13 protein-coding genes, 2 tRNA genes, 2 rRNA genes and 4 pseudogenes (1 of these 21 running past the window's edge) are annotated in these 25,536 nt (G+C 59.9%); 11 read left to right on the top strand and 10 right to left on the bottom strand.

Annotated elements, in window-relative coordinates:
- Nucleotides 1–4 precede the first annotated feature (4 nt).
- The 3 genes and pseudogenes from hisD to ACJJVR_RS00110 all read left to right on the top strand — a co-directional run bounded on the left by hisD (nt 5) and on the right by ACJJVR_RS00110 (nt 3,690).
- Nucleotides 5–1,318: a histidinol dehydrogenase gene (gene hisD / locus ACJJVR_RS00120; protein ID WP_405401225.1), complete on the top strand. Its 1,314-nt coding sequence runs from the start codon at nt 5–7 to the stop codon at nt 1,316–1,318.
- 23 nt (nt 1,319–1,341) lie between these two features.
- Nucleotides 1,342–2,361: a YeiH family protein gene (locus ACJJVR_RS00115; protein WP_405401223.1), complete on the top strand. Its 1,020-nt coding sequence runs from the start codon at nt 1,342–1,344 to the stop codon at nt 2,359–2,361.
- 100 nt (nt 2,362–2,461) lie between these two features.
- Nucleotides 2,462–3,690: pseudogene (locus tag ACJJVR_RS00110) on the top strand (integrase core domain-containing protein).
- 104 nt (nt 3,691–3,794) lie between these two features.
- Here the strand turns inward: ACJJVR_RS00110 and ACJJVR_RS00105 are convergent.
- A complete protein-coding gene (locus ACJJVR_RS00105; protein ID WP_405401221.1) occupies nt 3,795–4,784 on the bottom strand; it encodes a Hint domain-containing protein in 990 nt (329 codons plus the stop codon).
- Nucleotides 4,785–5,051: 267 nt separating this feature from the next.
- Between ACJJVR_RS00105 and ACJJVR_RS00100 the strand changes: the two genes are divergently transcribed.
- Nucleotides 5,052–5,570 (top strand): CYTH domain-containing protein, encoded by a 519-nt coding sequence (locus ACJJVR_RS00100; RefSeq protein WP_405401220.1) that lies wholly within the window; start codon nt 5,052–5,054, stop codon nt 5,568–5,570.
- Between the two features lie 48 nt (nt 5,571–5,618).
- Here ACJJVR_RS00100 and ACJJVR_RS00095 read toward each other — a convergent pair whose 3' ends face one another.
- Together ACJJVR_RS00095 and ACJJVR_RS00090 are read right to left on the bottom strand one after the other, a co-directional pair.
- Nucleotides 5,619–7,742 (bottom strand): esterase-like activity of phytase family protein, encoded by a 2,124-nt coding sequence (locus ACJJVR_RS00095; protein WP_405401279.1) that lies wholly within the window; start codon nt 7,740–7,742, stop codon nt 5,619–5,621.
- Between the two features lie 835 nt (nt 7,743–8,577).
- Nucleotides 8,578–8,952 (bottom strand): hypothetical protein, encoded by a 375-nt coding sequence (locus ACJJVR_RS00090; protein WP_405401218.1) that lies wholly within the window; start codon nt 8,950–8,952, stop codon nt 8,578–8,580.
- 885 nt (nt 8,953–9,837) lie between these two features.
- Between ACJJVR_RS00090 and ACJJVR_RS00085 the strand changes: the two genes are divergently transcribed.
- Nucleotides 9,838–10,980, top strand: coding sequence for a DegT/DnrJ/EryC1/StrS family aminotransferase (locus ACJJVR_RS00085; RefSeq protein WP_405401215.1), 1,143 nt, complete (start codon nt 9,838–9,840; stop codon nt 10,978–10,980).
- On the opposite strand, the gene ACJJVR_RS00080 is transcribed toward ACJJVR_RS00085, so the two are convergent.
- The gene (locus ACJJVR_RS00080) at nt 10,981–12,549 is read right to left on the bottom strand and encodes a GMC oxidoreductase (protein WP_405401213.1); all 1,569 of its coding nucleotides are present in this window, start codon (nt 12,547–12,549) and stop codon (nt 10,981–10,983) included. It abuts the gene before it with no gap.
- A gap of 847 nt (nt 12,550–13,396) precedes the next feature.
- Here ACJJVR_RS00080 and ACJJVR_RS00075 point away from each other — a divergent pair.
- From ACJJVR_RS00075 to ACJJVR_RS00065, 3 genes are all read left to right on the top strand, one after another.
- Nucleotides 13,397–13,687 (top strand): hypothetical protein, encoded by a 291-nt coding sequence (locus ACJJVR_RS00075; protein WP_405401211.1) that lies wholly within the window; start codon nt 13,397–13,399, stop codon nt 13,685–13,687.
- A gap of 391 nt (nt 13,688–14,078) precedes the next feature.
- Nucleotides 14,079–15,059 carry a TAXI family TRAP transporter solute-binding subunit gene (locus ACJJVR_RS00070; RefSeq protein ID WP_405401210.1) on the top strand — a complete coding sequence of 327 codons (981 nt, stop codon included), beginning with the start codon at nt 14,079–14,081 and terminating at the stop codon, nt 15,057–15,059.
- A gap of 95 nt (nt 15,060–15,154) precedes the next feature.
- The gene (locus ACJJVR_RS00065; RefSeq protein ID WP_405401208.1) at nt 15,155–17,497 is read left to right on the top strand and encodes a TRAP transporter permease; all 2,343 of its coding nucleotides are present in this window, start codon (nt 15,155–15,157) and stop codon (nt 17,495–17,497) included.
- Here ACJJVR_RS00065 and ACJJVR_RS00060 read toward each other — a convergent pair.
- Nucleotides 17,494–18,569, bottom strand: a pseudogene (locus tag ACJJVR_RS00060) (IS3 family transposase). The gene ACJJVR_RS00065 and the pseudogene ACJJVR_RS00060 overlap by 4 nt on opposite strands.
- Before the next feature lie 582 nt (nt 18,570–19,151).
- Here ACJJVR_RS00060 and ACJJVR_RS00055 point away from each other — a divergent pair.
- Nucleotides 19,152–19,490, top strand: a complete 339-nt coding sequence (locus ACJJVR_RS00055) for a hypothetical protein (RefSeq protein ID WP_405401206.1) — start codon at nt 19,152–19,154, stop codon at nt 19,488–19,490.
- Between the two features lie 504 nt (nt 19,491–19,994).
- Nucleotides 19,995–20,211: pseudogene (locus tag ACJJVR_RS00050) on the top strand (IS3 family transposase); the annotation flags it as partial.
- Between the two features lie 111 nt (nt 20,212–20,322).
- On the opposite strand, the pseudogene ACJJVR_RS00045 reads toward ACJJVR_RS00050, so the two are convergent.
- A pseudogene (locus ACJJVR_RS00045) lies at nt 20,323–20,845 on the bottom strand (integrase core domain-containing protein).
- Between the two features lie 87 nt (nt 20,846–20,932).
- Between ACJJVR_RS00045 and ACJJVR_RS00040 the strand changes: the two are divergent.
- On the top strand, nt 20,933–22,108 hold the full coding sequence (locus ACJJVR_RS00040; protein WP_405401204.1) for an McrC family protein: 1,176 nt from the start codon (nt 20,933–20,935) through the stop codon (nt 22,106–22,108).
- A 188-nt stretch (nt 22,109–22,296) separates the two neighbouring features.
- On the opposite strand, the gene ACJJVR_RS00035 is transcribed toward ACJJVR_RS00040, so the two are convergent.
- The 4 genes from ACJJVR_RS00035 to ACJJVR_RS00020 form a co-directional block, all read right to left on the bottom strand.
- A tRNA-Met gene (locus tag ACJJVR_RS00035) sits at nt 22,297–22,373 on the bottom strand.
- Between the two features lie 50 nt (nt 22,374–22,423).
- Nucleotides 22,424–22,500: transfer RNA gene (locus tag ACJJVR_RS00030), tRNA-Met, on the bottom strand.
- 61 nt (nt 22,501–22,561) lie between these two features.
- Nucleotides 22,562–22,676: ribosomal RNA gene (gene rrf / locus ACJJVR_RS00025) — 5S ribosomal RNA — on the bottom strand.
- A gap of 95 nt (nt 22,677–22,771) precedes the next feature.
- Nucleotides 22,772–25,536: ribosomal RNA gene (locus ACJJVR_RS00020) — 23S ribosomal RNA — on the bottom strand; it runs 68 nt beyond the window's last position.

Genomic DNA, 25,536 nt, shown 5'->3' with positions numbered 1-25,536 from the left:
CACGATGGGCGTGACCCAGCTTAAGACAGCCTCGCATAAAAGCGAAAGCGACGCGCCCGATGTGGAGCAGACTGTCCGCGACATCCTGGCCGATATCGAGGCGAATGGCGATGACGCTGCCCGGAAATATGCCGAACGGTTCGACGGCTATTCCGGCAACCTGGTCCTGACCCGCGACGACATCGACGAGGCTGCCAGTCAGGTCGATCCGCAGCTCAAGGATGACATCCGCTATGCCTATGACAATATTCGCGCCTTTGCCGAGGCGCAAAAGGCCACGATCGGCGATTTCGAAATCGAGGTGCGCCCGGGCCTGTTCGCAGGCCAGCGCGCCATCCCCTGCAATACCGCAGGATGTTACGTCCCGGGTGGGCGTTACGCGCATGTCGCCTCGGCGCTGATGACGGTAACCACGGCCAAGGTCGCGGGCTGCCGCAATATCGTGGCCTGTTCACCGCCGCAAAAAGGCAAGGGCGTGCATCCTGCCATCGCCTATACCGCCGATCTGTGTGGCGCCGACCATATTCTGGCCATGGGCGGCGTTCAGGGTGTGGCCGCGATGGCCAACGGCCTGTTCGGACTGCCCAAGGCGGATATTCTGGTCGGTCCGGGCAACCAGTTCGTCGCCGAGGCCAAACGCATCCTGTTCGGGCGGGTCGGGATCGACATGTTCGCAGGCCCGACAGACAGCCTGATCATCGCCGACACGACCGCGGATCCCGAATTCGTCGCGTGGGATCTGGTCGGGCAGGCCGAGCATGGCTATAATTCGCCCGTGTGGCTGATCACCGATGACCGCGCTTTGGCCGAACGTGTCATGTCCCGCGTTCCCGAATTGATCGCGACCTTGCCCCAGATGAACGGTCAGAATGCCGCGGCCGCGTGGCGCGACTATGCCGAGGTGTTCTTGTGCGACACCCGCGAAGACATGGCAGCGTTGTCCGACCGGATGGCGCCTGAACACCTGCATGTGCAGGCAGCCGATCTGGAATGGTGGCTGAAACGCCTGTCCTGTTACGGGTCGCTGTTTCTGGGCGAAGAGACGACGGTCGCCTTTGGCGACAAGGCGTCGGGCACGAACCACGTTCTGCCGACCTCTGGCGCGGCCCGCTATACAGGCGGCCTGTCGGTCCACAAATACATGAAGCTCGTCACATGGCAGCGCGCCTTGCCAGGTGCGGTGGCGCCGCTGGCCGAAGCGACGGCCCGCATCTCGCGTCTCGAGGGGATGGAGGGCCATGCCCGGACGGCAGATATCCGGCTGGAGAAGTTCGGTGGATCGCAACATGCGGATCGCACAGCGCTGATCCGCTCCTGATGCCGGCCCCAGGGACCATCCGGATGAAACCGGTCGCCACCAGCCTTGCCTATGTGCAGGCGTTGAAACCGATGTTGCCGGGTTTTGCCGTGGCGGCGCTTGTCGCCACGACCGCGCAATTTCTGTCAGAGCATTACGGCGCGCCTGCAATGCTGCTGGCGCTGCTTCTAGGGCTGGCGCTGAACTTTCTGGCCGAGGCAGGGACGCGAACCGCCCCCGGCATCGCGTTCACCGCGCGCAGCGTGCTGCGTCTTGGCGTGGCGCTGTTGGGCGCAAGGATCAGCATCGACATGCTGGCCCAATTGGGTGGGCCCGCCATCGCGCTGGTCATTGGCGGTGTGGTCCTGACCATCTGTTTCGCGCTGCTGGTCAGCCGCGTTTTCGGACACGACTGGAGATTTGCGTTGCTGACCGGGGGGGCGGTGGCAATTTGCGGTGCATCCGCCGCCATGGCAATCGCCGCCGTGCTGCCCAAGCACGAAAAGTCCGAGCGCGACCTGGTCTTCACCGTACTCTCGGTGACGGTGCTGTCGACCGTGGCAATGGTCGTCTATCCGATGCTTGCAGGTTGGCTTCACTTCACCCCGCGCAGTTCCGGAATCTTTCTGGGCGGCACGATCCATGATGTGGCCCAGGTCGTAGGCGCAGGCTTTTCGATCGGTCCGGAAACCGGAGAGGCCGCGACCTTGGTCAAGCTGATCCGTGTTTCAATGTTGGCGCCGGTGGTGCTGTGCTTCTCGCTGGCGATAAGGCGGTTCGGACCGGATGACGTGTCCGGCGGGAAAAATCCGCCCCTGCTGCCGGGTTTTGTCATCGGCTTTCTGGCTCTGGCAGCTCTTAACTCGGCCGGTCTCATCCCACCGGGTGTGGCCGATGCGGCCGGATCGTTATCGCGATGGGCGCTGCTTATCGCGATTGCCGCTGTGGGCATCAAGACCTCACTTGGGCGCATGGTCGAGGTCGGATCCGGTGCTATCACGCTTATCGTCGCCGAAACAACATTTCTTGCTTTGGTTATTGTCGGTGGACTTTATTTTATATGAGAGTTGTTCAGTCACGGTGTGCTCTGCCCGCTGAGAACTGGCCCGTTCGAAGCTGGAGATTTCGGCCAACTTTCCTTGGCTGGGAGAGGAGCTGAAGACGATGCAAGCATCAAGGTGCTCGGAGGGGCAGAAGGCGTTCATCCAAAGGTAAGGCGAAGAAGGCACGTCTGTGGCAGAGATCTGCCGCAAGGCGGGGATCAGCCAGGCGACCTGCTTCAACTGAAAGAGGCGGTATGGCGGGCTGCTGCCTGATGAGATGCGTCGGCTGAAGGCGCTTGAGGACAAGAGCGGTCGCCTGAAAAAGATCGTCGCCGACCTGACTTTGGATCGGGAAATGCTGCAGGACGTCATCCGGCGAAAGCTCATTCGCCAGCCGGATTGAACCGGTGGCGCCTGCTGGCTCACCTTGGCCCGATGCGCGAACTCGTTCGCGGGATGTGCATCGATCGGGGCGCGTCGATACGCAGCGCTTGAGGGGCATTGCGGTTTGACACCTCCACGTTCCGCTACAAGTCCCGGGGCACGGATCAGGCAGCTGTTGAGACACGGATCTGGGAGATCTGCGAAACGCGGGTGCGCTACGACTATAGGCGTGTCCATATCTTGCTGCGACGGGCGAGCTGGCAGGTGGACATCAAGAAAATTAGAAATTTTTACAATTATTTAGGTCTGAAGCGGAGGAGCAAGAACCCGAAATGGCGGGTGAAGGCCAAACTGCGAGACGATCACCAGTGGGTTGTCGGGCCGAATGATGCCTGGGCCATGGAATGAGCCGGGCCAAAAAACAGTCCGGAGGACTTTTTTCCTGGCGAATTTTCATGACCAGTTGGCCTTGGGCAATAAATTGAGGATACTGTCGATCGTCGACACGCATCCGCGTTTCTGTCCAGTGGCCGACCCGCGCTTCACCTGCCGCAGCGAGGATGTGGTCCGGTGCCTGGTCCGGTCCCTGGTACGGTCTGTGTACAGGTCGGCTATCCAAGAACGATCCGGGTCGACAATGGCAGCGAATTTATATTTCCCGATCTAGACCTGTGGGCCTACGACAACGATATCGCCCTGGACTTCTCACGCATTGGCAAGCCCACTGACAATGGCTTCATTGAGGCGTTCAACGCCAAGCTCAGGTCGGAGTGCCTGAACGCGCGTCGCCATTGTCGCTCGGAGCAGTGGCGCGACAATGGCAACATCATGAGCCGTGCGGGCGCGCAGAAAAAACTGGAGACCAGTCGTAGGCATTACAATGAGGCGCGACCCCACAGCGCGATCGGATGCAACGTCCCGATTGTCGTGCGTCATGCCAGCGGCGCAGCCAGCCGGTCGCTATGACCAAGCTGGAAAACTCCGGCATCCGGCGGGCCAAGGCCGGGGAGCAAAGCCGTGTCGCCTCATCCGCTCGTTTTCGTCGCGCAAGGGTGGGCCAGTCTTCGCGGTTAATGTGCCGTGATCTGTCTTCCATTCTTCTTGGCGCTGACTGAAGGCCCGGCCCGCCTTTCATGCCGCAAAAGATCGCCCCGCGGCCATTCATCGTGGGTGAGAGATACTGACGCACCATCAAACGTGCCGAGGTCGGACAGATGATCCCAGAGGCTAAGCGAATAGGGCGTCATCAGCAGGCTTTCGACGCGGTTATGCGCCGTCAGGATGACGGAGTGCACCGGAAGCAGAATGTGGTGATACTGGATCTCGCCGTGATCGATCTGCAGCGTGGCCCGCCCAGCTTCGGCAAGGTGCTTGGCCTTGGCCCAGCGTCCATGCCAGAAAATCCGGTGCAGGGGCGAAAAAAGCTCTCCGTTCAGGTCAACGGGCCAGTCCTGAGCGGTCTGGCCGGAACAATGCCGGTGGCCCTTCCAAATGACGGGCTGGCGACCGCCTGCCGTCAGGATCGAATCGCCCACCTGCACCTCCCGCACTGGGATCACGCCTGCACGGGTGACATCGACAAGCACATCGGGCCCAAAGCAAGGCGGCACGCCCTGCTTTAAGGGTACCGGGGCGATGTCGTAGGCACCATTTCCAACTGGAAAGGTCTGCGGCAGCGTCGTGAACGAGTTCGTACCGTTCGTGATTATGATTTGCCCAAGCTGGGGCGCCCCCGAAGAGGCTTTCATCACCGAGGTATTGATCCGTGCATAGTCATCGCCCAGCCCGGAAATATCACTTTGGATGCCGGCAGTCTGGCCCGGGTTCATCGGGTTGTATTCCGCGATCAGCTTGCCCGACGCGTCGTAAACCTTGATGTTGGTGATAGCGCTTTTGCCTGTCAGCTCTGACCCGGTGTCGTTGATGGCCGTAATCTCGATCCGGTGGTCCTTGGTCCATACCAGGGTGCCACGCTGCACTGTCGCGGTGCCTTGGGAAGAGTTGGTTCCGACGGATGGGTTAACGAGCAGCTGGTCGCCGCGAATGCTGAAAGTTGTCATTGGCATGTCCTTGGGCAGGTCTTGCCAGACTGTACCGACATACATTTTCCATATCGTTAATGCGCGGCCCGCAGCGATTGCAATTCGGCTGTCACGGGTGATTGCCCGAAGACAATGCCCTCATGCGTAAACCCAACCGACGCGCGACTATATGCACGATGCGATGCGCGATGCCTGGTCAAGCCGATGCCTGTTCTTGAAGCGCGGGCTGAAACGAACTAATGGGACCAGATCCGCCGCCCGACGGCACCAGTTAAAGAGGCCACGTTGGGCATAGAAATCGAACGGAAATTCCTGGTCGCAACCGATGCCTGGCGGGATCTTGTCAGCACAACCCACCATATCAGCGATCATCTGATTGCGCGGTTCGACCTGGGCAAGGCTCGCATCCGGATTTGCGACGGTTCGGCGACGTTGACGATAAAGGGAAACCGGACCGGGGTCTCGCGGAGCGAGTACCATTTTGACCTTGCGCCAGACGATGCCGCGGCGATGATCGCCGAGTTTTCAACGGCGCCCGCGCTGGAAAAGCGACGCCATGACGTCTGTCTGGCTGGTCTTGTATGGCAGGTCGATGAGTATATGGGACCGCTCGAAGGGCTGGTGACCTGCGATGTCGAACTGCCTCACGAAGTGCACGACCTTGCCCGCCCAGCATGGGCCGTGCGCGATATCACGCATGACAGCCGCTATGGTTCGGCACAGCTTGCACGCGCCATGCATGCCGATGGGGTTATTCCCGCAGATTGCACAGGCGGGGGAAAACGCCCCCCGCCCGCTGACTGACAAACCCCCAGATCGACAGGCGGGTGCGGATGCCGCACCCACCCTTTGTCACTGCGCGGCGCGCATGTCGCCAGTGGACCAGAACAGCGTCTCGCCCGAGCTGTCGTCCACGCCGTCATTGTCGGTGACCACCCAACCGGTTCCGGCCGCGTCGATCGCAAAGCCCTCGACCTTGTCGACGACATAGCCGTTCTGCGCCTGCAGGTCGGGGATCAGGTCACGGACCTTTTCCTTGGTCACCACCGGCAGGGTATCCCCCAATTTGGCGGGGTCCAGATCGGACAGCGGCACGCGGAACAGTGCCTTGACCGCGGCGGCAGCGCCGATCAGGTTGTCGCGTTCGATCACATAGGCCCAGTCACCGTCGATGGCGATCTCGGACAGACCCATCCAGCCTTCGCCCGCCGGTTCCAGCGGATAGGCGACGGCGCCCCATTCCTCGGTTTGCAGGTCATACGAGACCAGCTTTACCTGTCCGGCGGGATCGTCGCCCCATTCACGCTGGACGGCCATCCACAGGCGGTCACCCTGCAGGGCGATGCCCTCGAACCCGTACCGGACCTCGTGAGCCAGCAGTTCGACGGGCAGGCCGATCTCACCCTGGATCTCTCCCTGCGCGTCCACGTGATAGATCGCATGCGGGATCAGGTGATCGCTGCGCCCTTCCGAGGCCAGCCAGAAGCCGCCCTGACCGTCCGGTGCGATGCCCTCCAGGTCCAGCTTTTGCGCCGGATCGCCGTTGCGCGTCACGACCGTTCTGGCGGTGATCCGGGCCGGGGTTTGCGTGGCGTCGATGGTATAGATCGACGGTTGCGCGCCATAGGCGCTGTCCGACACCGCGAACAGCTGTCCGGGCGCATCGCCCGCAGCCAGGCCCGACAGGGCGCCCCAACCGATCAATGTATCCGCGCCCTCTGACGTGATCATCGGATATCGTGCGGGTTCATCCGTCGCCTCGAACAGCATGACATGCGCACGGGCACCGCCATCCTCGCCCAGATCGGCCTCGTTCGCGGTGACCAGCAGGTTGCGGGCGGGCAGGGCGACGATGCCCTCCGGGCTGATCCCCGACGGCAGCAGCTGCGTCAGGCGGGGCGCGGTCACGTCGCTGACGTCATACACCCCGATCAGCGATCCGCGTTCGGAGACGACAAAGACATGGGGCGTGCCGTCAAACGTTGCCACCTCGATGGATTCGGGTTCGACCCCCTTGGCGTCCGAACGCGTGTCGGGATAATGACCAGCCTGAATCACCGCATGTTCAAAGCTGTTGCCTGAATCAAAGACGACCGTGCCGTCCCGGTGAAAGATGGTCCAGCCGCGCGATCCGCCCTGGTAATCGCCTTCGTTCGCCGTCGCAAAGTGATCGGCGTCGATCCATTTGACCGCATCGGGTTCGCGGGGAACGTCCGCCAGCGCGTCGTCAAAGGACAGGGCACCGTCATCGCGGGTGTCGATGTCGTCAAGGTTGACCATGCCGGCGCTGAAATGCGACGCGACGGCCCCGTCCGCGCCGATCACGACGATATGGTTGTTCTCCTGCAGGGTGACGACGATCTCTCCTGCTGCGTTGATGTCGACATATTCCGGCTCCGGATCATCGGCGCCGATGTCGGCCAGACCCGTCATGTCGATGCGGCTTTGCCCGTCGCAATCCAGGGCGCCGTCCGTGACGGCCAGCTTGACGACATAACCGGCGGGCATCTGCGGCAGGGCGCCGTCGTTCAGATCCTCGTCGCGCTGATTTTCGATCGCAACGGCCACAAAGCTGCCGTCGTCGGCGCGGGCGACCGAATCCGGCTGACCGCCCAGATCGCACGATGCCAGAACCTCATGGCTCTCCAGATCCAGCACGCGCAACTGCCCCGACGGCTCTGTAAACGAGGTCGAGGTATCCACCCCGACGAACACGCGGTTGCCGATGATCACGGCGGTCGTGGGCTCTCCGTCCATGGCGACGTTGCCCAAGGGGACGGGGGCCGCCGGATCGGTGATGTCGACAAAGCCCAGTACCCCGAGGGGGCTGTCGGAATAGACGACGGTATTTCCATCCTCGGATGCCGAGATGATCTCGGCCGATGTCGGGCGGGATCGGTCCTCTCCCTCGGCCATGTTGTCGGGCGTGGCAAAGACGGCAAGACGGTTGAATGTGGTCTGTGCCACCGCAGGCATGGCGGTTGCCAATGCGATGGCCGACGTCAGAAGGGCAAATTTTTGCACCGTGGAATCCCCCGTTTTGGTTCGGGCCCTTCTTTGCTTGCTGTCGATGTCAGTCCTGCAACGAAATGATGGCGGTTGTGCAACATGCGATGGCCGCCTGTTCCGGCACATGCGTGGACTGCTGCCCTCTGGCAAAGTGCACGGGTCGGGCGGCGTCAAAGCGCGCCTTTCATCCTGTGCGGCCATCCCACGAGCATCGGCGGCGTTCGGCAGGTGATCGGTCAGGGCAATGCCAGAGAAAGCCCCGACTGCGCTTTGGGCTGGACAGTCGCTAGCGGCGCGACACGCATTCTGCGTGCCATTCGCCGGCGCGGGATCGACAGCGGGCATCCGGTCCAAAGCAGGTTGCACATTTCGTACAGCCGTTCGTTGATGGGTTCACATGACGCTGGGCAGGCGCGGTACCGATCACGGCCTGTCGGCCGCGACCCGCATGGCCCGGGAAACGCATCGACAAGACGTCGGTGCGGCAACGGCCCATCCAACGGCTTGGTCCGGACCGCTGGGTGGAGGAGGCATTGGCCTGAAAAGCGCGACGTGAGGCGGGTCGCGTGTCACCTGATCATGTTGCGGGCCTGTTCGGGTTGGAATGTGCCGTCCCCGATAAATCCGATTACCGTATCGCGAACCGGCTGCCCGAGGCACGTCATTGCGAGGAGTGGAGGACAGGTTTGCGGTGTATCATCCATCGTAATGACCATGGCGTTATAAACAGGACCAATGCGCCCTGTGTCGGACGCATTGAGGCAATCCGCGCAGCGTTGGTCACCGTTTGAACATCGCGTGTTTAGGATGTCTGATCATTTTGCCTGACAGCCCTGTAAACCGCGCACCTGAATGCATTGTGCCACCAAGCCAGACGGCGATCCGCATCGATGCTCGCCGCGTCTTGAGTGGCGTTATTTTTCTGGCGCAATGGTTCAGGATGGAACGATTCAGCGTGGGGCAATGGGCTGGCGGAAACGTATGACAATCGCTGAAACGACAGCAGCGCCTTTGCCCGGTTCATGGGCGGCCTGAGCGTCAATGCCACGGAACCGGGAACACTCATGACAAAGCGATCTATTTGACAGCGCACCGCACGGCATGCGGCCGGCATTCCTGCCGGAAATCCCGCAAGGCAATGGTGGGATATGAAACGGGGAAGCTTCTGGTCCGCCATGTCCCACGGACCCATCGTTCCATTCTGACTGTGACCGTTGCCAGGTTTGAGCTCGCTCCTAGCGATATTCCATCTGGCCACACCGCCAGAACCGACCCGGCGATGAGGTCCATTACAACGCAGGGCATGTCACCGCCTCTGCCTGCACACACGACTGGAAAAGTTCAGCGACTACGCTGTTCCGCGTCCCGGCCTCGATCAGGTCTGGGACCGCGCGTTATCCTGCGGCGTCGGGCGTGGCCTCGCGCAGGTGGCGTTGAAAACAACTGGTCTGTGTGTTTTGCAGCGGAACTGTGCCCGGAGCGTGATCAGGCCAAGGGTGGCCATGAATCCGAATGGTCGCAGCACGGGGGCGTTGACGCAGCCTATTGTGACCGACCTCTGCGATAGGACCGGCAGCACCGTGGGCGGTACTGGGTTTGCCTGCCACCAGAGAGGATTGTGAAGGCCCGCCCTGGACAGAATATCGAAACCGCCGGTCCGGGACGTGATCACCACCCGTTTCACATCGCCTGTGCCGACACGTGTGGGATCCAAATCAACATGTTTGTCCGTGACAGCGGTCGGATTGCCTGCGCATCGCGCAGCGCAGTTCGCATTGGATCTGGCAACCCGCACTGGGTCGCTGCCAAGTCCGGGCTTGCCGGGAATGCTGCCGACAGGGCAGAAACTGGGTCCGGCACGCCGGCCTGCCTGCACGCCGGCCTGGATGTGGGCGTGGCATTGCCCAAGTGCCGATCCCCGCTGATGCCCATGACATCACCGGGGATCGGGTGTATCGTCGCAGCATTCGCACCGGCCAGATGATGCAAGTCCCTCTTGCTGTTCGGCCCCTCGCGCGGGATGGTGCCATTCAACGCCATTCAACGCCATACGGAGCGAACAGTGCCAGACGTCGGTCTCAGAGAGTGGTTCGCGGTCGGACGCGCCATCGCAAGCGGTAATCTGCTGCGCTATGACAGCGGGGCAAGCCGAACGGCCCTGTTCGAACGCGAACTGGGTGCCCGAACCGGCGCGGCGCATGTGCTGGCCGTCACGTCAGGGACCAGCGGGCTGATCGCCGCACTGGCCGCCGCCGGGATCGGTCCCGGCGACGAGGTGCTGGTGCCGGCCTATACCTGGATGGCGACAGCCGCCGCGCCGGTGCAGGTGGGCGCCGTGCCGATCCTGGTCGATATCAACGAGACGCTGACGATGGACCCCGAGGACATCTGGGCCAAGATCACCCCGCATACGCGCGCCATCATTCCCGTGCACATGGTCAATGCCCCCTGCGACATGGACGCGATCATGGCAATTGCCAAGGAACACGACCTGATCGTCATCGAGGATTCGTCGCAGGCCGTCGGCATCCGCTACAAGGATCGCCATTGCGGGGCGATCGGCGATCTGGGGGTGTTCAGCTTCAACAAGATGAAGAACATGAACATCGGCGAGGGTGGTGCCGTCCTGACCAGTGACGAACGCTATTTCATCCGCGCGCGCAGCTATCATGACCTGGGGTCGATGGTCCGCCAGCATGGTGACCGGCTGAACGAGCCGGAATTCGTCGGCACGAACATGAAGGTCACCGAGATTGACGGCGCCATGCTGCGCGTGCAGCTGAAAAAGGTGGTCCCGATGCTGCGCCGCATGCAAAAGCGCCGCGCCATTCTGGCCGAGATCCTGGACCACAGCACCGAATTCAAGGTCACCCCCCACAACGACCCCGCATCGGCCGTCAGCCTGTCGATTTTGGCCCCGACCCGCGAGGCCGCGATCGAACTGACCAGCCGCCGCGGCGTGCACAACAGGCTGCGCGACAGTTCCAAGCACCTGTACACCAACTGGGAGCCGATCCTGAACAAGCGGACCTTCCACCCGAAGATGAACCCATGGGCCTGGGCCAAACGCGACATCGACTATACGCCGGACATGTGCGCCCGCACGCTGGATATTCTGGACCGGACCTGCATCGTCACGCTTGGGATGCGCTATCCCACCCCGCTGATGGCGATGGTCGCCCGAAAGCTGGCCGGCCAAAGGTGATCAGCGTGCGGCCGCATGTGCCGCCGCTCGCGCGGTCAGCATCATCATCGTCAGTGTCGGATTGTGAACATGCTGGCGGGGAAAGCACGCACCGTCGGTGACATAAAGCCCCGGCACATCCCAGCATTCGTTGTTCGGGTCGACGACCGATGTTGCAGGGTCGGTGCCCATGCGCGCGGTGCCGCATTCGTGCACGCTTGTCCCGCCGGGCGACAGATCGGTGTTGACGATCAGGTCCGTCATGCCCAGATCCGCGGCCAGATCGCGGATGATCCGCGCCTGTTGGGCGGCCAGGGCACGCTGGTCGTCGGAATGGCGGAAACGGATGACGGGAACGCGCATGCCATAGCGGTCGGTCTGCGACGGCGACAGCGTTACCCGGTTCCAGGCATCCGGCAGCATCTCTGCGAATGACACGATATCGACGCGTGCGGTCCCGTCAGGCCTGGGGTGCACGTGAATCTGCATGCTGATCGACGGATGCAGGGACTCATCCGGCGGAATATGGATGCAGCGGCCCGGTTCCGCCTGTTCAGGCATGACATCGTTTGATCCCGACCACAGGCCCGTCCCGCTCATGACCGCGTGGTCCATCAGGTTGCTGCCAAGCGCTGGCGAGCCTGTCCCGATGCCCTGGGTGTCGCCACCCGTTCGCGACAACAACAGGATGCGCGTGCTTTCGATTGCCGAGGCGCATAGAAAGACGATCGGTGCGTGGGCGGTGCGTACGGCGCCTGTCCGACTGTCCACCCACTCCACGCCATCGGCCGCCCCCGTCTGACCCCTGAGCACACGCCGCACCACGGCCCCGGCCTGAAACGTCATGCGACCGGTTCCAGCAGCCAGGTCCAGCCATGACAGGGGTGGCGCAAAGTTGCCAAGCACGGGCCGTGCCCCGGGCCATCTGGACCGAATTCCGTCCATGATCGCACTCTCAGAGGCCGTCGGCTGCAGCACGTGCGACAATCGGCTTGTTTCCGGGCCCGGATCTGTCTGGGAACCGCCACGCAGTTTCAGTTTGTCTTCGACCCATCCATACCAGTCGTCGACATCGTCCAGCGCAAAAGGCCAGCCATCGTCGACGCTGTTCGATCTGTCAGGTTCCATTCCCAAAAGTCGGTAATATTGCCGCCCATGACCGGGCACGGTCATTCGTCCCCCCGGCTGCCGGGCGCGAAACCACAGGAACTGGCTGCCGTCTTCGGTCTGATAGGGACAGTCGCGATCGTCGACCAGCACATCTGGCGCCATCGCCCATGCAAAGCATCGCGATTGCACGGGCTGGCGAGCACGGCCCAGCAGGCGAAACACGCGTTCGCCGAACCGTGCCAAAGCGGGGGGTAAACGGCTCTCCGCCTGGGTTCTGTCCAGAAACCGCGCCAGTGCTGTCAGCGCCTTGGTGACGCGACTGACCGGACCCGAGCCTGCCTCCAGCACCGCAACGCGCAGGCCCGCTTCGCACAGCGCGGCGGCCGCCACGCCGCCAGCCGCGCCAGAGCCGACGATGATCGCGTCGAACCGACTATGTTCCGATATGGAGGCGTGGTGCCACGATTTCGCGGTCGTCATCGTTGCACGGACCCATGCCGTCCTGTGGTCAGGCCAAGGCACCATGAAAGCGACCTGCAGGATCCCGCATGTCCGTGCCGACCAACGCCATCAAATTCCGCGCTGAAACGAGATTGTTTGAAATTCAACTGATTATCCATGCGGTCAAAATGCGCCACTATGCCAGACGTTCCCACGGTTACGACGTTTTAATGGGCACGCCACTACTGCGTACCGACGTACTGCCGCATGGACAACACGCTTGCGCATCTGTTGTCCGTACGAACACGATAAATCACTGTCCTGTAGTCAGAACCCTTATTCACTGCACCCCGCGAAGACACAGACCTCGAATGACCCGATTTCGTACCAACCCCATGTCGTGTCGTCAGAGCGTTATGATACCGACTGGATGCTGACAACCAATACCAAACCGAACTGTATAGATCCGTGCAGTGAGTGGCATCATGATGATGGCCGGGTAGGCGACACTAAGATACAAAAAGGTCAATATAAGTCTAACCCCTGATAGCAATCCACAGTTGCGCTTTGCTAAAAAATGGATGGTAATTGATATTTATTAGCATGTCGGCCAGAGCTTCGTGGGCAGACCATCACGACAAGCAAGGCGCTCTTGCTGACCGGGGCGCAGATTTCACCGCTCCCTCTGTTCGTTTCCAGAATCATGGTCGTCCGCATGCAGATGATTTGCGTGTTCGTGGTGAAATCATCCTTATCAATTGCGGTGGTGCGATGAGGAGGGACTGAATGCCATTGGTTTTCTAGAATCCCCAAAAGGGATCGTGGGCCGGCAACGGCCCTCTGCAGTCGTCTGAAATGGTTGAGCAACCATGGTGTCTTTGCCTGAATGATCGCGGGTCAGGCGGGGGAGGGTGCCGATCCGACGCGGGTCATCATCGACACGACCTCTTTGAAGGCGCACAGCGCGAACTACAGCCTGGGTGCCAACAAGGCCTGCGCGGTCGCCAAGTCGGCAGAACAAGTGGGTCCAAAGGGAAATGGCGACTGTCTGGGTGACAGTTCCGCCTGCAAACTGAACACGATGCCGCAGGCTGACACCGATGCGAAAGGTCAGCAAATTCGCCATTTCATCGCAGCAGAATGGGACAGTGACGACACCGCCGCTCCAACACCTTAGGACAAACTGCCGCAGGCTGACGGGCTTTTGGCAGGCTGGGGCCATGACGCTGAGTGGCTGCGAAAGGCGTTGCAGGATGGTGGCTTTGAAGCGTGCACCCTTCGCGAGGAGGCTGTCGGATGCGGCGGGCGCTGGTACAGGCGGCGCAATCGCATCACGGTCATGTGCGGTCGGCTGAAGGAGCGGAGGCGGTTTGCCACGCGCCCGAAGACCTGTCTCGCTACTATCGCTCTGATTGAAACAGTTCTGTTCCGGCTGTGAGCAAGGGCGATTCCACGCCCTAACAGTTTGACCGGCCGTCACTATTCGTTATCATCGCAAAACCGCGGGAGCAGCGCTTTGACCAAATCATCATCGCGAGTCGGTACCGCCATATTCTGGGAGGAATAGAATGATCAAATCAATTCTTGGGACATCGATCGTGGCACTGGCCGCTGCGATGCCCGCCGTCGCACAAGACGTTGACCGCACTGACTGGCCCGCCAGCTTTACCGTAGGCACAGCGTCCCAGGGCGGGACGTTCTTCGTGTTCGGTTCGGGTTACGCGAACCTCATCGCCGAGGAGTTGGGCGTCACGGGCGGTGCAGAGGTGACCGGTGGGCCGATGCAGAACATGGCCCTGGTCCATACGGGCGAGGCGGCCCTTGGCATGACCACGATGGGGCCTGCCCAGCTAAGCATTGCTGGCGAAAGCCCGTTGGCACCCGGTCTGGAAATGACCAATGTCTGTGCGCATTTCCCGATGTACGAAACGCCCTTTCATGCGGTCGCGCTGGCCAGTTCGGGGATCACCTCGCTGAGCGAGATCCCGGACGGTTCACGCGTGGGCTTTGGCCCTTCCGGGGCGACGGCAGACACCTATTTTCCCGAAATGCTGACGGCTCTGGGCGTCGAATTCGAGCGGCGCAACGGTGGCTGGAGCGATCTGGGCGGCCAGTTGCAGGATGGATTGCTGGACGTGATCGCTTTCGCTGCAGGCGTGCCGATTCCCGAAGTCTCTCAGTTGGAGGCATCGAACGACATCAGCATCATCGAATTCACCGAAGCGGAACAGGCACAGATAACCGAAGAATTCCCGGTCGCGAATTTCGAGATCCCCGCCGACACCTATCAGACGCTGACCGAGCCTGCGCGCGCCGTGTCGATGTGGAACTTTGCGATCGCCAACTGCGACCTGCCAGAGAGCTTTGTCTATGAGGCCACGCGCGTTATCATGGGCGACAATGCCCGGATGGTGCAGGTCCATTCATCAGCCGAAACAGCAGTGGTCGAAAACTGGGACAAGAACACGGTCATCCCGTGGCACCCGGGTGCGGCACGCTGGTTCAACGAAAATGGCGCCCAGATCCCTGACGACATGATCAAGCAGTAACATCGACACAATGTCGGGCCATCAGGGCCCGGCGGCTTTGACTGACCGGGGAACGATTCCCCGGTCTTTGATGATATGACAAGGGGAATACCAAGATGACAGTGACCGACAGGCCACGCGATGACGTGCCGGGGGATCACCCCGATGGGACGCGGGCCGAGATCGGTCAGGTCGGGGCGACTCAGTCCGGCCTTGCACCGTCCGGTGCCCGGGACGGAGCCGCGCCGCTGGTAGGAACAGGCGCCGATGAAGAGGTCATTGAATACAACCGGCGTCTTTATGATGGCCTGACCTTCAGGATCATCGCCGTAACCCTTGCCATCTATGCGTTTTTTCACATTGCCGCGCTGAACGGCCTGTCGATCCGCAACATGACCGGCGGCGTCGTCGATCTGCCCTTTCTGCCGCGCCTTCCGATGGAGACCTGGACCTATCGTACGGTCCATATCGCCGGCGCGACCGGGTTGGGCTTTCTGATGTTCTCGGGCACGTCCTTTGTCGATCGCGCCGATACCGCGCGCGACCGCATGCTGAACATGGCCTCCCTCATGCTGCTGATCCCGGCGATCTTTTCCCTGGGAGTAACCTTCTGGTTTCAGAACCTGATCGCCTCGGGCACGCAGTGGAGCGGGATGGACCCGACCATCATGTTCAACGAACGCTGGCTGTTCGGCGCGCCGTTGCTGGTCGCCACCTTTGGGGCCATCGCCATTTCCTGGGTCCATCAACGCCCGCGCGACCGGATAAACGCGGCGGATCTGGTCCTGCTGGTGGCGGGGGTGGCTGTGGCCAGCTATCTGATCACCATCTTCAATATGCCAATCCGCGCCACGACCGGCACGGCATTTGCCCCGCTTGGCATCTCCATGGCGGGGATCGCCGGAACCGCGCTGATCCTCGAGCTGACGCGGCGGGTCACCGGCTTGGCGTTGCCGATCATCGCGGGCATATTTCTGGCGTATGTCTGGATCGGGCACCTGATGCCGGGGGTCCTGAATTCGCCACGGATCGCGCTGCAAAGGTTCTTCAGTCAGGTCTATACCGATGTCGGCATTCTGGGTCAGACGACGGCGGTTTCCTCGACCTACATCATCCTGTTCATCATCTTCGCGGCCTTTCTCCAGGCCTCCAAGGTGGGCGAGTACTTCATCAATTTCGCCTTTGCCCTGACCGGTCGTCAGCGCGGCGGGCCGGCCAAGGTGGCAATCTTTGCCAGCGGCCTGATGGGGATGATCAACGGTACCTCGGCGGGGAATGTGGTGGCCACCGGCAGCCTGACCATTCCGCTGATGCACAAGGTCGGCTACGACAAGAAAACCTCGGGCGCGATCGAGGCCGCGGCCTCGACCGGAGGGCAGATCATGCCGCCGATCATGGGGGCAGGAGCCTTCATCATGGCCGAGATCACCGGCATTCCCTATCAGGAAATTGCCATCGCCGCGATCATCCCCTCGATCCTGTATTTTGCCTCGGTCTATTTCATGGTGGATCTGTCGGCGGCCCGGATGGGGATGCGCGGTATGCGTGCCGACGAGTTGCCAAAAGTGGCCGACATGATGAAGCAGGTCTTTCTGTTCCTGCCGATCATCATCCTTATCGTCGCATTGTTCCTGGGATATTCGGTCATTCGCGCCGGAACCTATGCCACGGCAGCCGCGGCGGTCGTCAGCTGGCTGACCCCCTATCGCATGGGTCCGCGTTCGGTTCTCTATGCATTTCAGATGGCCGGCACCATGTCGATCCAGATCATCGCGGTCTGCGCTTGCGCGGGCATCATCGTCGGCGTGATCTCCCTGACAGGCGTGGGCGCGCGGTTTTCCAACCTGCTGCTGGGTCTGGCAGATACCAGCCAGTTGCTGGCGATGTTCTTTGCGATGGTCATCGCAATCCTGTTGGGCATGGGAATGCCGACAACGGCAGCCTACGCCGTCGCGGCGTCGGTCGTCGCGCCGGGCCTGATCCGTCTGGGGATCGACCCGCTGACCGCGCATTTCTTTGTGTTCTACTTTGCGGTCGTCTCCGCGATCACACCACCCGTTGCCTTGGCCAGCTATGCCGCAGCCGGGATCTCCGGCGCGGATCCGATGGGAACGTCAGTCGCGTCCTTTAAGGTCGGATTGGCCGCCTTTATCGTGCCATTCATGTTCTTCTATAACAGTGCCCTGCTGATGGATGCCCCTTGGGCTGAAATTGCGCAATCCTTGGTCACGGCTCTGGTCGGTGTCTTCTTCCTTGCCGCCTCGGTTCAGGGCTGGCTCTGGGGCAAGGCGGCCGGGATAATCATCCGCCTGGGGCTCCTTGTGGCGGCCTTGTGCATGATTTCAGGCGGCTTGATCACAGATTTATTGGGTCTGGGACTGGTGATAGGACTTGTCATGCTGAACCGGATCTTGGGGCCGGGATCAAAGACCCCGTTGATCCAGGGGCAGGCTGACTAAGCCTCGCCTGAGAAGCCAGTTGATCTGCTGCCGGTTTTTTGGACGGCAGGTTGCGCGAGTATAGCGCGCGCCTCGAACTCCATTGGGCCGAGGTGGCCCGGTTTCGAGTGGCGCCGCCGCGGATTGTAGAAGCGTTCGATGTCGTCGAGGACATCGGCGCGCGCTTCATTTCGGGTGCGATACACTTTGCGGGCGGTGCGTTCAGTTTTCAGCGTTCAGAAGAAGCTTTCCATCGCCGACCTCGCCACGGTCCGAGTGACCATGGCGAGGCGCGACATACAGCCAGCCCTCGGCAGTCCAGATGTATGTGAAATCGGCCAGCCACCTCTGGTTTGGCCGATCTGCCTTGGAAATCCCGGTCCAGCCTCGCCGGTTCTGTCGAACCGGTGGCGTTCACCGGCTCGATGTCGGCAATGATTGAGCGCTCACCATCGTCCCTGGGCTTGCCTCTGCGCCGAGGCCGAGCCTTGAAGGCGTTGCAGCGCATCGGTCGCAGGGTCCCGTGCGAGCCGCAGGCCAGTCCTTCTGCCAGAACATCGCGCCACATGCGCCGGGCGCCATAGGTTCGATCACTGGCTTTGAAGCTCGTCTCGATCGCCATGACCAGCTTGGGCTCATGGATCTCGCGCGTGCTGGTCGGGCGGCCCTGCCAGGCGTGAAAGCCGCAGCGCGAAACCTCCAGCGCCTCGCAGAGCGAACTGACTGGCCGAATGTGCCGGTGCCTGGCGATGAAGGCGAACCTCATGTCGCCTCGCGCGCGAAAAAAGCGTTCGACCATTGTCCTTACACCAATGGCGGACAATGCTCTCACCCTTCTTGAGGATGTCACGCTCCGCCCGGAGCCGGACGACCTCTTTCTTCAGGGCTGCGATCTCGGCCAGATCGGCACGCATCTGCCCGTTCCCGCAAAAGGCAGCAGCCGGGGCTGCGCTCAGCTCCCTCATCCAGCGGCACGAGCCACACTCTCGGACAGATCGAAATCGCGGGCCGCCTGCGACACCGCTACGCCCCGATCGGTTACCAGCCTCACGGCCTCTGTCTTGAACTCACGGCTGAACTTTCGTCTCGTCATATCCACTCTCCAGTTCCTTGGTCACGATCCTATCTTCGTGTCCACGGAACCAGCAGCAGATCAAGTTCCGGAAGCTGTCAACCTGGACAGCGTCCGGAACAGTTGTAGCGTAATCGCTGGCCCGGTATTGACCAGCGCTGATGCGATGACCTGCCGCGGGGTTTCTCCTCCGATACTGAGCAAGGCCTGCCTCAACCTGAGGGCGGGCACTGACGCGGGCGGGATTCACGGACAAGCGGATCACCTGCATCCTTGCCAAGCATTGGGCAGTTCGAACTGCGCGGATCTGTGTCCCAAGGGGGGCACGTCCGAAGGCACCTTTTACAACTGAAAGGCCAAATTCGGCAGCGTTTGGGGTTAGTGATGTGACCGCACCCCTTTGTGGATCGTTTCAAACTCACCTTGGCACAGAGATGCCGTAGGTGGGCATCGCATCATCAGTGACGTGTCGATGCCATGAAGGATCTGTTTTCAGAAAAAGTGCTTGGGCCCGGCGTGAAGTATGAAGCGGTCGCATACCCTTAGACTGCCTTCGCTCTGTCGGAGCAGAGGGCCCGTCAGTTTTTCCGAGCCGATCGTGAGATGTTCCTTTCCAACGCGCAGCATGAATCGCGGTGGCAGGCCGTCATGTCGATCTCCGCAAAGATCGGCTGTGCGCCCCAGATCCTGAACGAGTGGGTCGGGAAGGTCGAGGTCGACAGCGATAATTGCGCTGGTATCCCGGCAGACATGTTTGTGAAGATGAAGGCGTTGGAGCGGGAGAGGTTGGAGCTGCGCCAGGGTGCGGAGGGTCAGAAAACAGTCCCGGGGACTGTTTTGCCGATGAACGAGATCTGCGCAAGGCGAGTGGGTATTTTGCAACGACGGAGCTTTATCGCCCGCCTGCGTGATGGTCGGGTTCATCAACGATCGTCGTGTTAAGCATGGGGCTTGACCATCGAGGCGCCATCGGTCCGAGCCCAATGAAAATGGCCGATCTGCAAGGTTCTGCCGATCGCCCCATCCACCTGCGACGATCGTTTGATGAAGCGGACCGATCCGGCTCGGTTGTCGGATCGCGCCCGGCGCGACGCAGCCCTGCAACCCAGGATCGGGCGCGTCTACGGCGTACGTGATGTCTGGCGTTAGCTGGATCGGGAGAGCTGCGACATCGCCGGTTACACGTTTGCCAAACTGATGAGAGAAAAGCATATTCAAGGCATCATCTGCGGCAAGCCGCAAAGAACGCCGGTGCCGGACAAAAAGGTTCCACGCCCGCTGGACAAGGTGAACCGGCAGCTTAGTGTTCCAGCGCCGAACATGCTTTGGTGCCGTCCCTTGTGGTGCCATTGGTTCACGCCGATGGACGATTTCACATTCGCCACCATCCGGAGGGGCTTCGGTTATGTGGCTTTCGTCATCGACGCCCACGCCCGCCGGATCGTCATCTATCTGATCTGCCGCGACGAGGGACTGACGGCGCGAAAGCGAAAGGTCCTGCGCAAGGCTGTCGAGACGAGGGCACCGAGCTTAATCGACCCGCGGCCCGATGCGCGCTGGTCACTGGAGTTCGTTCTTGATTCGTTTGCCGACGGCCAACGGCCAACGTTTACAGTGGCTCAAAGTGATCGACGACGTCACCCGCACTTGCCAAGATGCGATGTGACCTGCCCCCCGTTGGTCCCTCGATCATAACGAGAGTCTGCCGGTTTGTGCGCTGCTCCCTAACCTTGGACCGCCGGATGCTGGAGTTTTCCGGCTTGTGCGCTGCTCCCTAACCTTGGACCGCCGGATGCTGGAGTTTTCCGGCTTGGTCCGGCGACGGGCTGGCTGCGCCGCCGGGATAATGCAGGGCGATCGGGACGTTATGTCCGATGGCGCTGTGGGGTCGGTCCTCGTTGTAGTGCCTACGCCAAGTCTCCAGTTTTTCCTGTGCGTCCGCAAGGCTCATGAACCAGTGCGCGTTCAGGCATTCCGACCTGAGCTTGCTGTTGAACGCCTCGATAAAGCCATTGTCGGTGGGCTTGCCTTCAGAGCTTTCGCCGGATGACGTCCTGCAGCATTTCCCGATCCAAAGTCAGGTCGGCGACGATCTTTTTCAGGCGACCGTTCTCGTCCTCAAGCGCCTTCAGCCGACGCATCTCGTCCGGCAGCAAACCGCCATACCGCTTCTTCCAGTTGAAATAGGTCGCTTGGCTGATCCCCGCCTTGCGGCAGACCTCGGCCACTGGCGTGCCTTCCTCACCCTGCTTCAGGACAAACGCCTTCTGCGCCTCCGTGAACCTCGATGCCTTCATCATTCTCTGCTCCTCTCCCAGCCAGGGAAGGTTAGCCGAAAACTCCAGTTTCAAACGGTCCAGTTTTCAGGGGGCAGAGCAGCTTGGTTGCGGCTAACGCAAAAGCGCGGTCAACGCGCCATCCAGGTTAGCAGCTTTGTTGGAGTCATTCGAGCTCCAGACGGCTATCAGATCGAGGTCTTGCCGAAAGTTGGCAAGCTCACTGAAGGTGGGGATGTTCAGGCTAGGCAATTGTTGATTGAGATGCTGCGCTGCCTTGGCGGTTTTCGGCACATTCAAACCGACAACGCCAAGCTCGCTGCCACGCGAATGCCCTTGCTTGAGGTCTTCATCGAAGCGTTTCTTGGCAGTGTTGAGCAGATCGTCAAACGCGGCTTGCGCAGTGACTATAGTGCCCTGCAAGATAATATGTTTGCGCTACGTGGCAAACTGCAGATGGCAGAACACTTGCGGCAGAATCTTTGCCGACGAGATCGCTTCTTTGCCGAGTTCGACGAATTCTCTCCGGATCGTGCGGAAAACCGGCTTCTGCATGCTGCCTTACGTCAGGTTCTGTCATGGACGGGATCACAGACGAACCAGCGGCTCGCACGAGAGCTATGCTTTGTGTTTGCCGATGTGCCAATCTCCGAACGGCCGTCGGTCGATCTGCTACGGGTGCGCTTGGATCGCGGCATGGCTCACTATTCGGACGCCTTAGCCTGGGCAAGGTTGATCCTCGAACACGAGTCGCCTTTGACCGGAACCGGCAGGCACCGGTCGCCATCATTGCTATTTCCAATGGAGGCAGTATTTGAGGCCTTTGTCGCCAAGCATCTAAAACGGCAGATCTCTCTCCCTTTCCATCTGAAACCACAGGTAAAGACCTTTTCGCTTGTGAGACATCTTGAACAGAACTCGTTCCGTTTGAAGCCAGATTTCTTGGTGAAGGCTTCGGGCTCAAACTTTCTGGTTCTGGATACGAAATGGAAGCTGCTGGACATCAAGAAGAAAAGCAATGGAACGGATAAGTACGGGCTAAGTCAGGCAGATTTCTATCAGCTTTATGCTTATGGACAGAGCGATCTAGATGGCCATGGCGACATTGTCCTCGTCCATCCAAAGACAGAAGCTTTTAGCCAGCCGCTGCCTGTTTTCGAGTTTCCCAAGTCAAACGGGCTGCGCCTTTGGATGCTGCCATTCTGCTTGCAGCAGCGAGTTTTGATCCTTCCGCCATCTGGGGCGTGCGGGACGCTCGACACTCTATCCGCCGAATTTGCGTGAATCCCGCATCCGCCCTGTTGAACACGAACTCTCACCGGTTTCGTGCGTTTGAGTGCGGGTTTGGCTACTAAGGTACTGGATTCGCACGCAGTTTGGGTTGTTTTGTTAACCTATTGTTGACCAAGGATTTGGACAGCAAAAAGCCCCGCGTGATGCGGGGCGTAATGCATTGTAGTTATTGGTAAATTTGGTTGCGGGGATAGGATTTGAACCTATGACCTTCAGGTTATGAGCCTGACGAGCTACCGGGCTGCTCTACCCCGCGCCATTGTTGTCCTGATCGGTTTTTTTCATCGTTTCAGAGAGATATATGCTTGGTTGCGGGGATAGGATTTGAACCTATGACCTTCAGGTTATGAGCCTGACGAGCTACCGGGCTGCTCTACCCCGCGCCATTGTTGTCCTGATCGGTTTTTTTCATCGTTTCAGAGAGATATATGCGTTTCTTACCAGGTCTGGCGGTGACCTACTCTCCCACGTCTTGAGACGCAGTACCATCGGCGCAGCGGCACTTAACGGCCGAGTTCGGGATGGGATCGGGTGTTTTGCTCGCGCTAGGGCCACCAGACCAGGAAAGAAACGCTCAGCGTCGGATCCGTTTGGGGATCTGATATTGTCCAAGGATGCTTTGGAGGAAGGAGGGTAATCCTGCTTCTTCCGGATCAAATCAAGCCTATCGAGCCATTAGTACCGGTCAACTGAATGCATTGCTGCACTTACATCTCCGGCCTATCGACGTGGTGGTCTTCCACGGCTCTCAAGGGAGACCTTGTTTTGAGGGGGGCTTCACGCTTAGATGCCTTCAGCGTTTATCCTGTCCGTTCATAGCTACCCAGCACTGCCGTTGGCACGACAACTGGTCCACCAGTGGAACGTCCACCCCGGTCCTCTCGTACTAGGGGCAGCTCCTCTCAAGTCTCCAACACCCACGGCAGATAGGGACCGAACTGTCTCACGACGTTCTAAACCCAGCTCACGTACCTCTTTAAATGGCGAACAGCCATACCCTTGGGACCTGCTCCAGCCCCAGGATGAGATGAGCCGACATCGAGGTGCCAAACGATGCCGTCGATATGGACTCTTGGGCATCATCAGCCTGTTATCCCCAGCGTACCTTTTATCCGTTGAGCGATGGCCCTTCCACTCGGGACCACCGGATCACTATGGCCGACTTTCGTCTCTGCTCGACTTGTCAGTCTTGCAGTCAGGCTGGCTTCTGCCATTGCACTCAACGACCGATTTCCGACCGGTCTGAGCCAACCTTCGCGCGCCTCCGTTACTGTTTGGGAGGCGACCGCCCCAGTCAAACTACCCACCACGCAGGGTCCCGGACCCGGATAACGGGCCGCGGTTAGACATCAAGAGTGCGAAGGGCGGTATCTCAAGGATGGCTCCACGAGGACTAGCGTCCCCGCTTCAAAGCCTACCGCCTATCCTGCACATCGCAATCCTGATGCCAGTGCGAAGTTGTAGTAAAGGTGCATGGGGTCTTTCCGTCTAACCGCGGGAAGTCTGCATCTTCACAGACAATTCAATTTCGCTGAGTCCACATTTGAGACAGCGGGGAAGTCGTTACGCCATTCGTGCAGGTCGGAACTTACCCGACAAGGAATTTCGCTACCTTAGGACCGTTATAGTTACGGCCGCCGTTTACCGGGGCTTCAATTCAAGGCTTGCACCTCTCCTTTTAACCTTCCGGCACCGGGCAGGCGTCAGACCCTATACGTCGTCTTACGACTTCGCAGAGCCCTGTGTTTTTAGTAAACAGTCGCCACCCCCTGGTTTGTGCCCCCGGCCTCTACTTGCGTAAAAACCGGGCCTCCTTCTCGCGAACTTACGGAGGTATTTTGCCGAGTTCCTTAAATGTGGTTCTCTCAAGCGCCTTGGTATTCTCTACCAGTCCACCTGTGTCGGTTTAGGGTACGGTCTTGTGGAGGGCTATTTCCAGGAACCCCTAAGCAGCCCGATCAATCCGTTAAGATCGAACTACCCTCGGGATCCGTCACCATCTCCTGGCCCAGGAATATTAACCTGGTTCCCATCGACTACGCCTTTCGGCCTCGCCTTAGGGGCCGGCTTACCCTGCTCAGATTAGCTTTAAGCAGGAACCCTTGGACTTTCGGCGACAGGGTCTCTCACCCTGTTTGTCGCTACTCATGTCAACATTCTCACTTCTGATCACTCCACCGGTTGCCTCACGGCCCGGCTTCACAGTCAGAACATTGCCTCCGTAGACCATTGCTGGGCTAAAGAGGCAGCGTTCTATATCACAGAACGCTCCGCTACCACGCACTCTAAAGTGCATCCAAAGCTTCGGCTCGTGGCTTGAGCCCCGTTACATCTTCGCCGCAAGACCTCTTGATTAGACCAGTGAGCTGTTACGCTATCTTTAAAGGATGGCTGCTTCTAAGCCAACCTCCTGGTTGTTTTGGAAGTCTCACATGCTTTCCCACTTAGCCACGAATTGGGGGCCTTAGCTGTTGGTCAGGGTTGTTTCCCTCTCCACGACGGACGTTAGCACCCGCCGTGTGTCTCCCGGATAGTTCTCTTGGGTATTCGGAGTTTGCTTAGACTCAGTAAGGCTGTGGGCCCCCATCATCCATGCAGTGCTCTACCCCCCAAGGAATACGTCCGAGGCGCTACCTAAATAGCTTTCGCGGAGAACCAGCTATCTCCGAGTTTGATTGGCCTTTCACCCCTAGGCACAAGTCATCCCGACCTTTTTCAACAGGTGTGGGTTCGGACCTCCAGTACGTGTTACCGTACCTTCATCCTGCTCATGCCTAGATCACTCGGTTTCGGGTCTGATCCGTCTAACTATGTCGCCCATTTAAGACTCGCTTTCGCTGCGCCTACACCTAACGGCTTAAGCTTGCTAGACAGACCAAGTCGTTGACCCATTATACAAAAGGTACGCCGTCACCCCTCAAGGGGGCTCCGACTGCTTGTAGGCGTCCGGTTTCAGAAACTGTTTCACTCCCCTCGTCGGGGTGCTTTTCACCTTTCCCTCACGGTACTGGTTCGCTATCGGTCAGTAAGGAGTACTTAGCCTTCGAGGGTGGTCCCCCGATCTTCAGACAGGATTTCACGTGTCCCGCCCTACTTGATACGTCCCATTGAGCTTCCGATACGGGGCTGTCACCCGCTATGGCCAGACTTTCCAATCTGTTCTCGTCACTCTCAAGGCTCGGCTGGTCCGCGTTCGCTCGCCACTACTAGCGGAGTCTCTATTGATGTCCTTTCCTCCGGGTACTTAGATGTTTCAGTTCCCCGGGTTCGCTTCTTAAACCCTATGTATTCAGGTAAAAGATACCTGGTTAACCCAATTGTTGACTGCCCGAAGGCAACAACAATCAAGTTTCAGGTGGGTTTCCCCATTCGGAAATCCATGGATCAAAGCTTATTCTCAGCTCCCCATGGCTTATCGC

It is taken from the genome of Paracoccus sp. Ld10, from assembly GCF_045064235.1.
GTDB lineage: Bacteria > Pseudomonadota > Alphaproteobacteria > Rhodobacterales > Rhodobacteraceae > Paracoccus.
Note: the sequence above shows the minus strand (reverse complement) of the source record. Positions and strands in the feature narration are given on the sequence as shown.

What these genes read in the sequence shown, in the direction of transcription:
- hisD (WP_405401225.1), top strand. Translation starts at nt 5, where the DNA reads ATGGGCGTGACCCAGCTTAAGACAGCCTCGCATAAAAGCGAAAGCGAC.
- ACJJVR_RS00115 (WP_405401223.1), top strand. Translation starts at nt 1,342, where the DNA reads ATGAAACCGGTCGCCACCAGCCTTGCCTATGTGCAGGCGTTGAAACCG.
- ACJJVR_RS00105 (WP_405401221.1), bottom strand. Translation starts at nt 4,784, where the DNA reads ATGACAACTTTCAGCATTCGCGGCGACCAGCTGCTCGTTAACCCATCC.
- ACJJVR_RS00095 (WP_405401279.1), bottom strand. Translation starts at nt 7,742, where the DNA reads ATGCCTGCGGTGGCACAGACCACATTCAACCGTCTTGCCGTCTTTGCC.
- ACJJVR_RS00090 (WP_405401218.1), bottom strand. Translation starts at nt 8,952, where the DNA reads ATGGCGGACCAGAAGCTTCCCCGTTTCATATCCCACCATTGCCTTGCG.
- ACJJVR_RS00080 (WP_405401213.1), bottom strand. Translation starts at nt 12,549, where the DNA reads ATGACGACCGCGAAATCGTGGCACCACGCCTCCATATCGGAACATAGT.
- ACJJVR_RS00075 (WP_405401211.1), top strand. Translation starts at nt 13,397, where the DNA reads ATGATCGCGGGTCAGGCGGGGGAGGGTGCCGATCCGACGCGGGTCATC.
- ACJJVR_RS00070 (WP_405401210.1), top strand. Translation starts at nt 14,079, where the DNA reads ATGATCAAATCAATTCTTGGGACATCGATCGTGGCACTGGCCGCTGCG.
- ACJJVR_RS00065 (WP_405401208.1), top strand. Translation starts at nt 15,155, where the DNA reads ATGACAGTGACCGACAGGCCACGCGATGACGTGCCGGGGGATCACCCC.
- ACJJVR_RS00055 (WP_405401206.1), top strand. Translation starts at nt 19,152, where the DNA reads ATGTTCCTTTCCAACGCGCAGCATGAATCGCGGTGGCAGGCCGTCATG.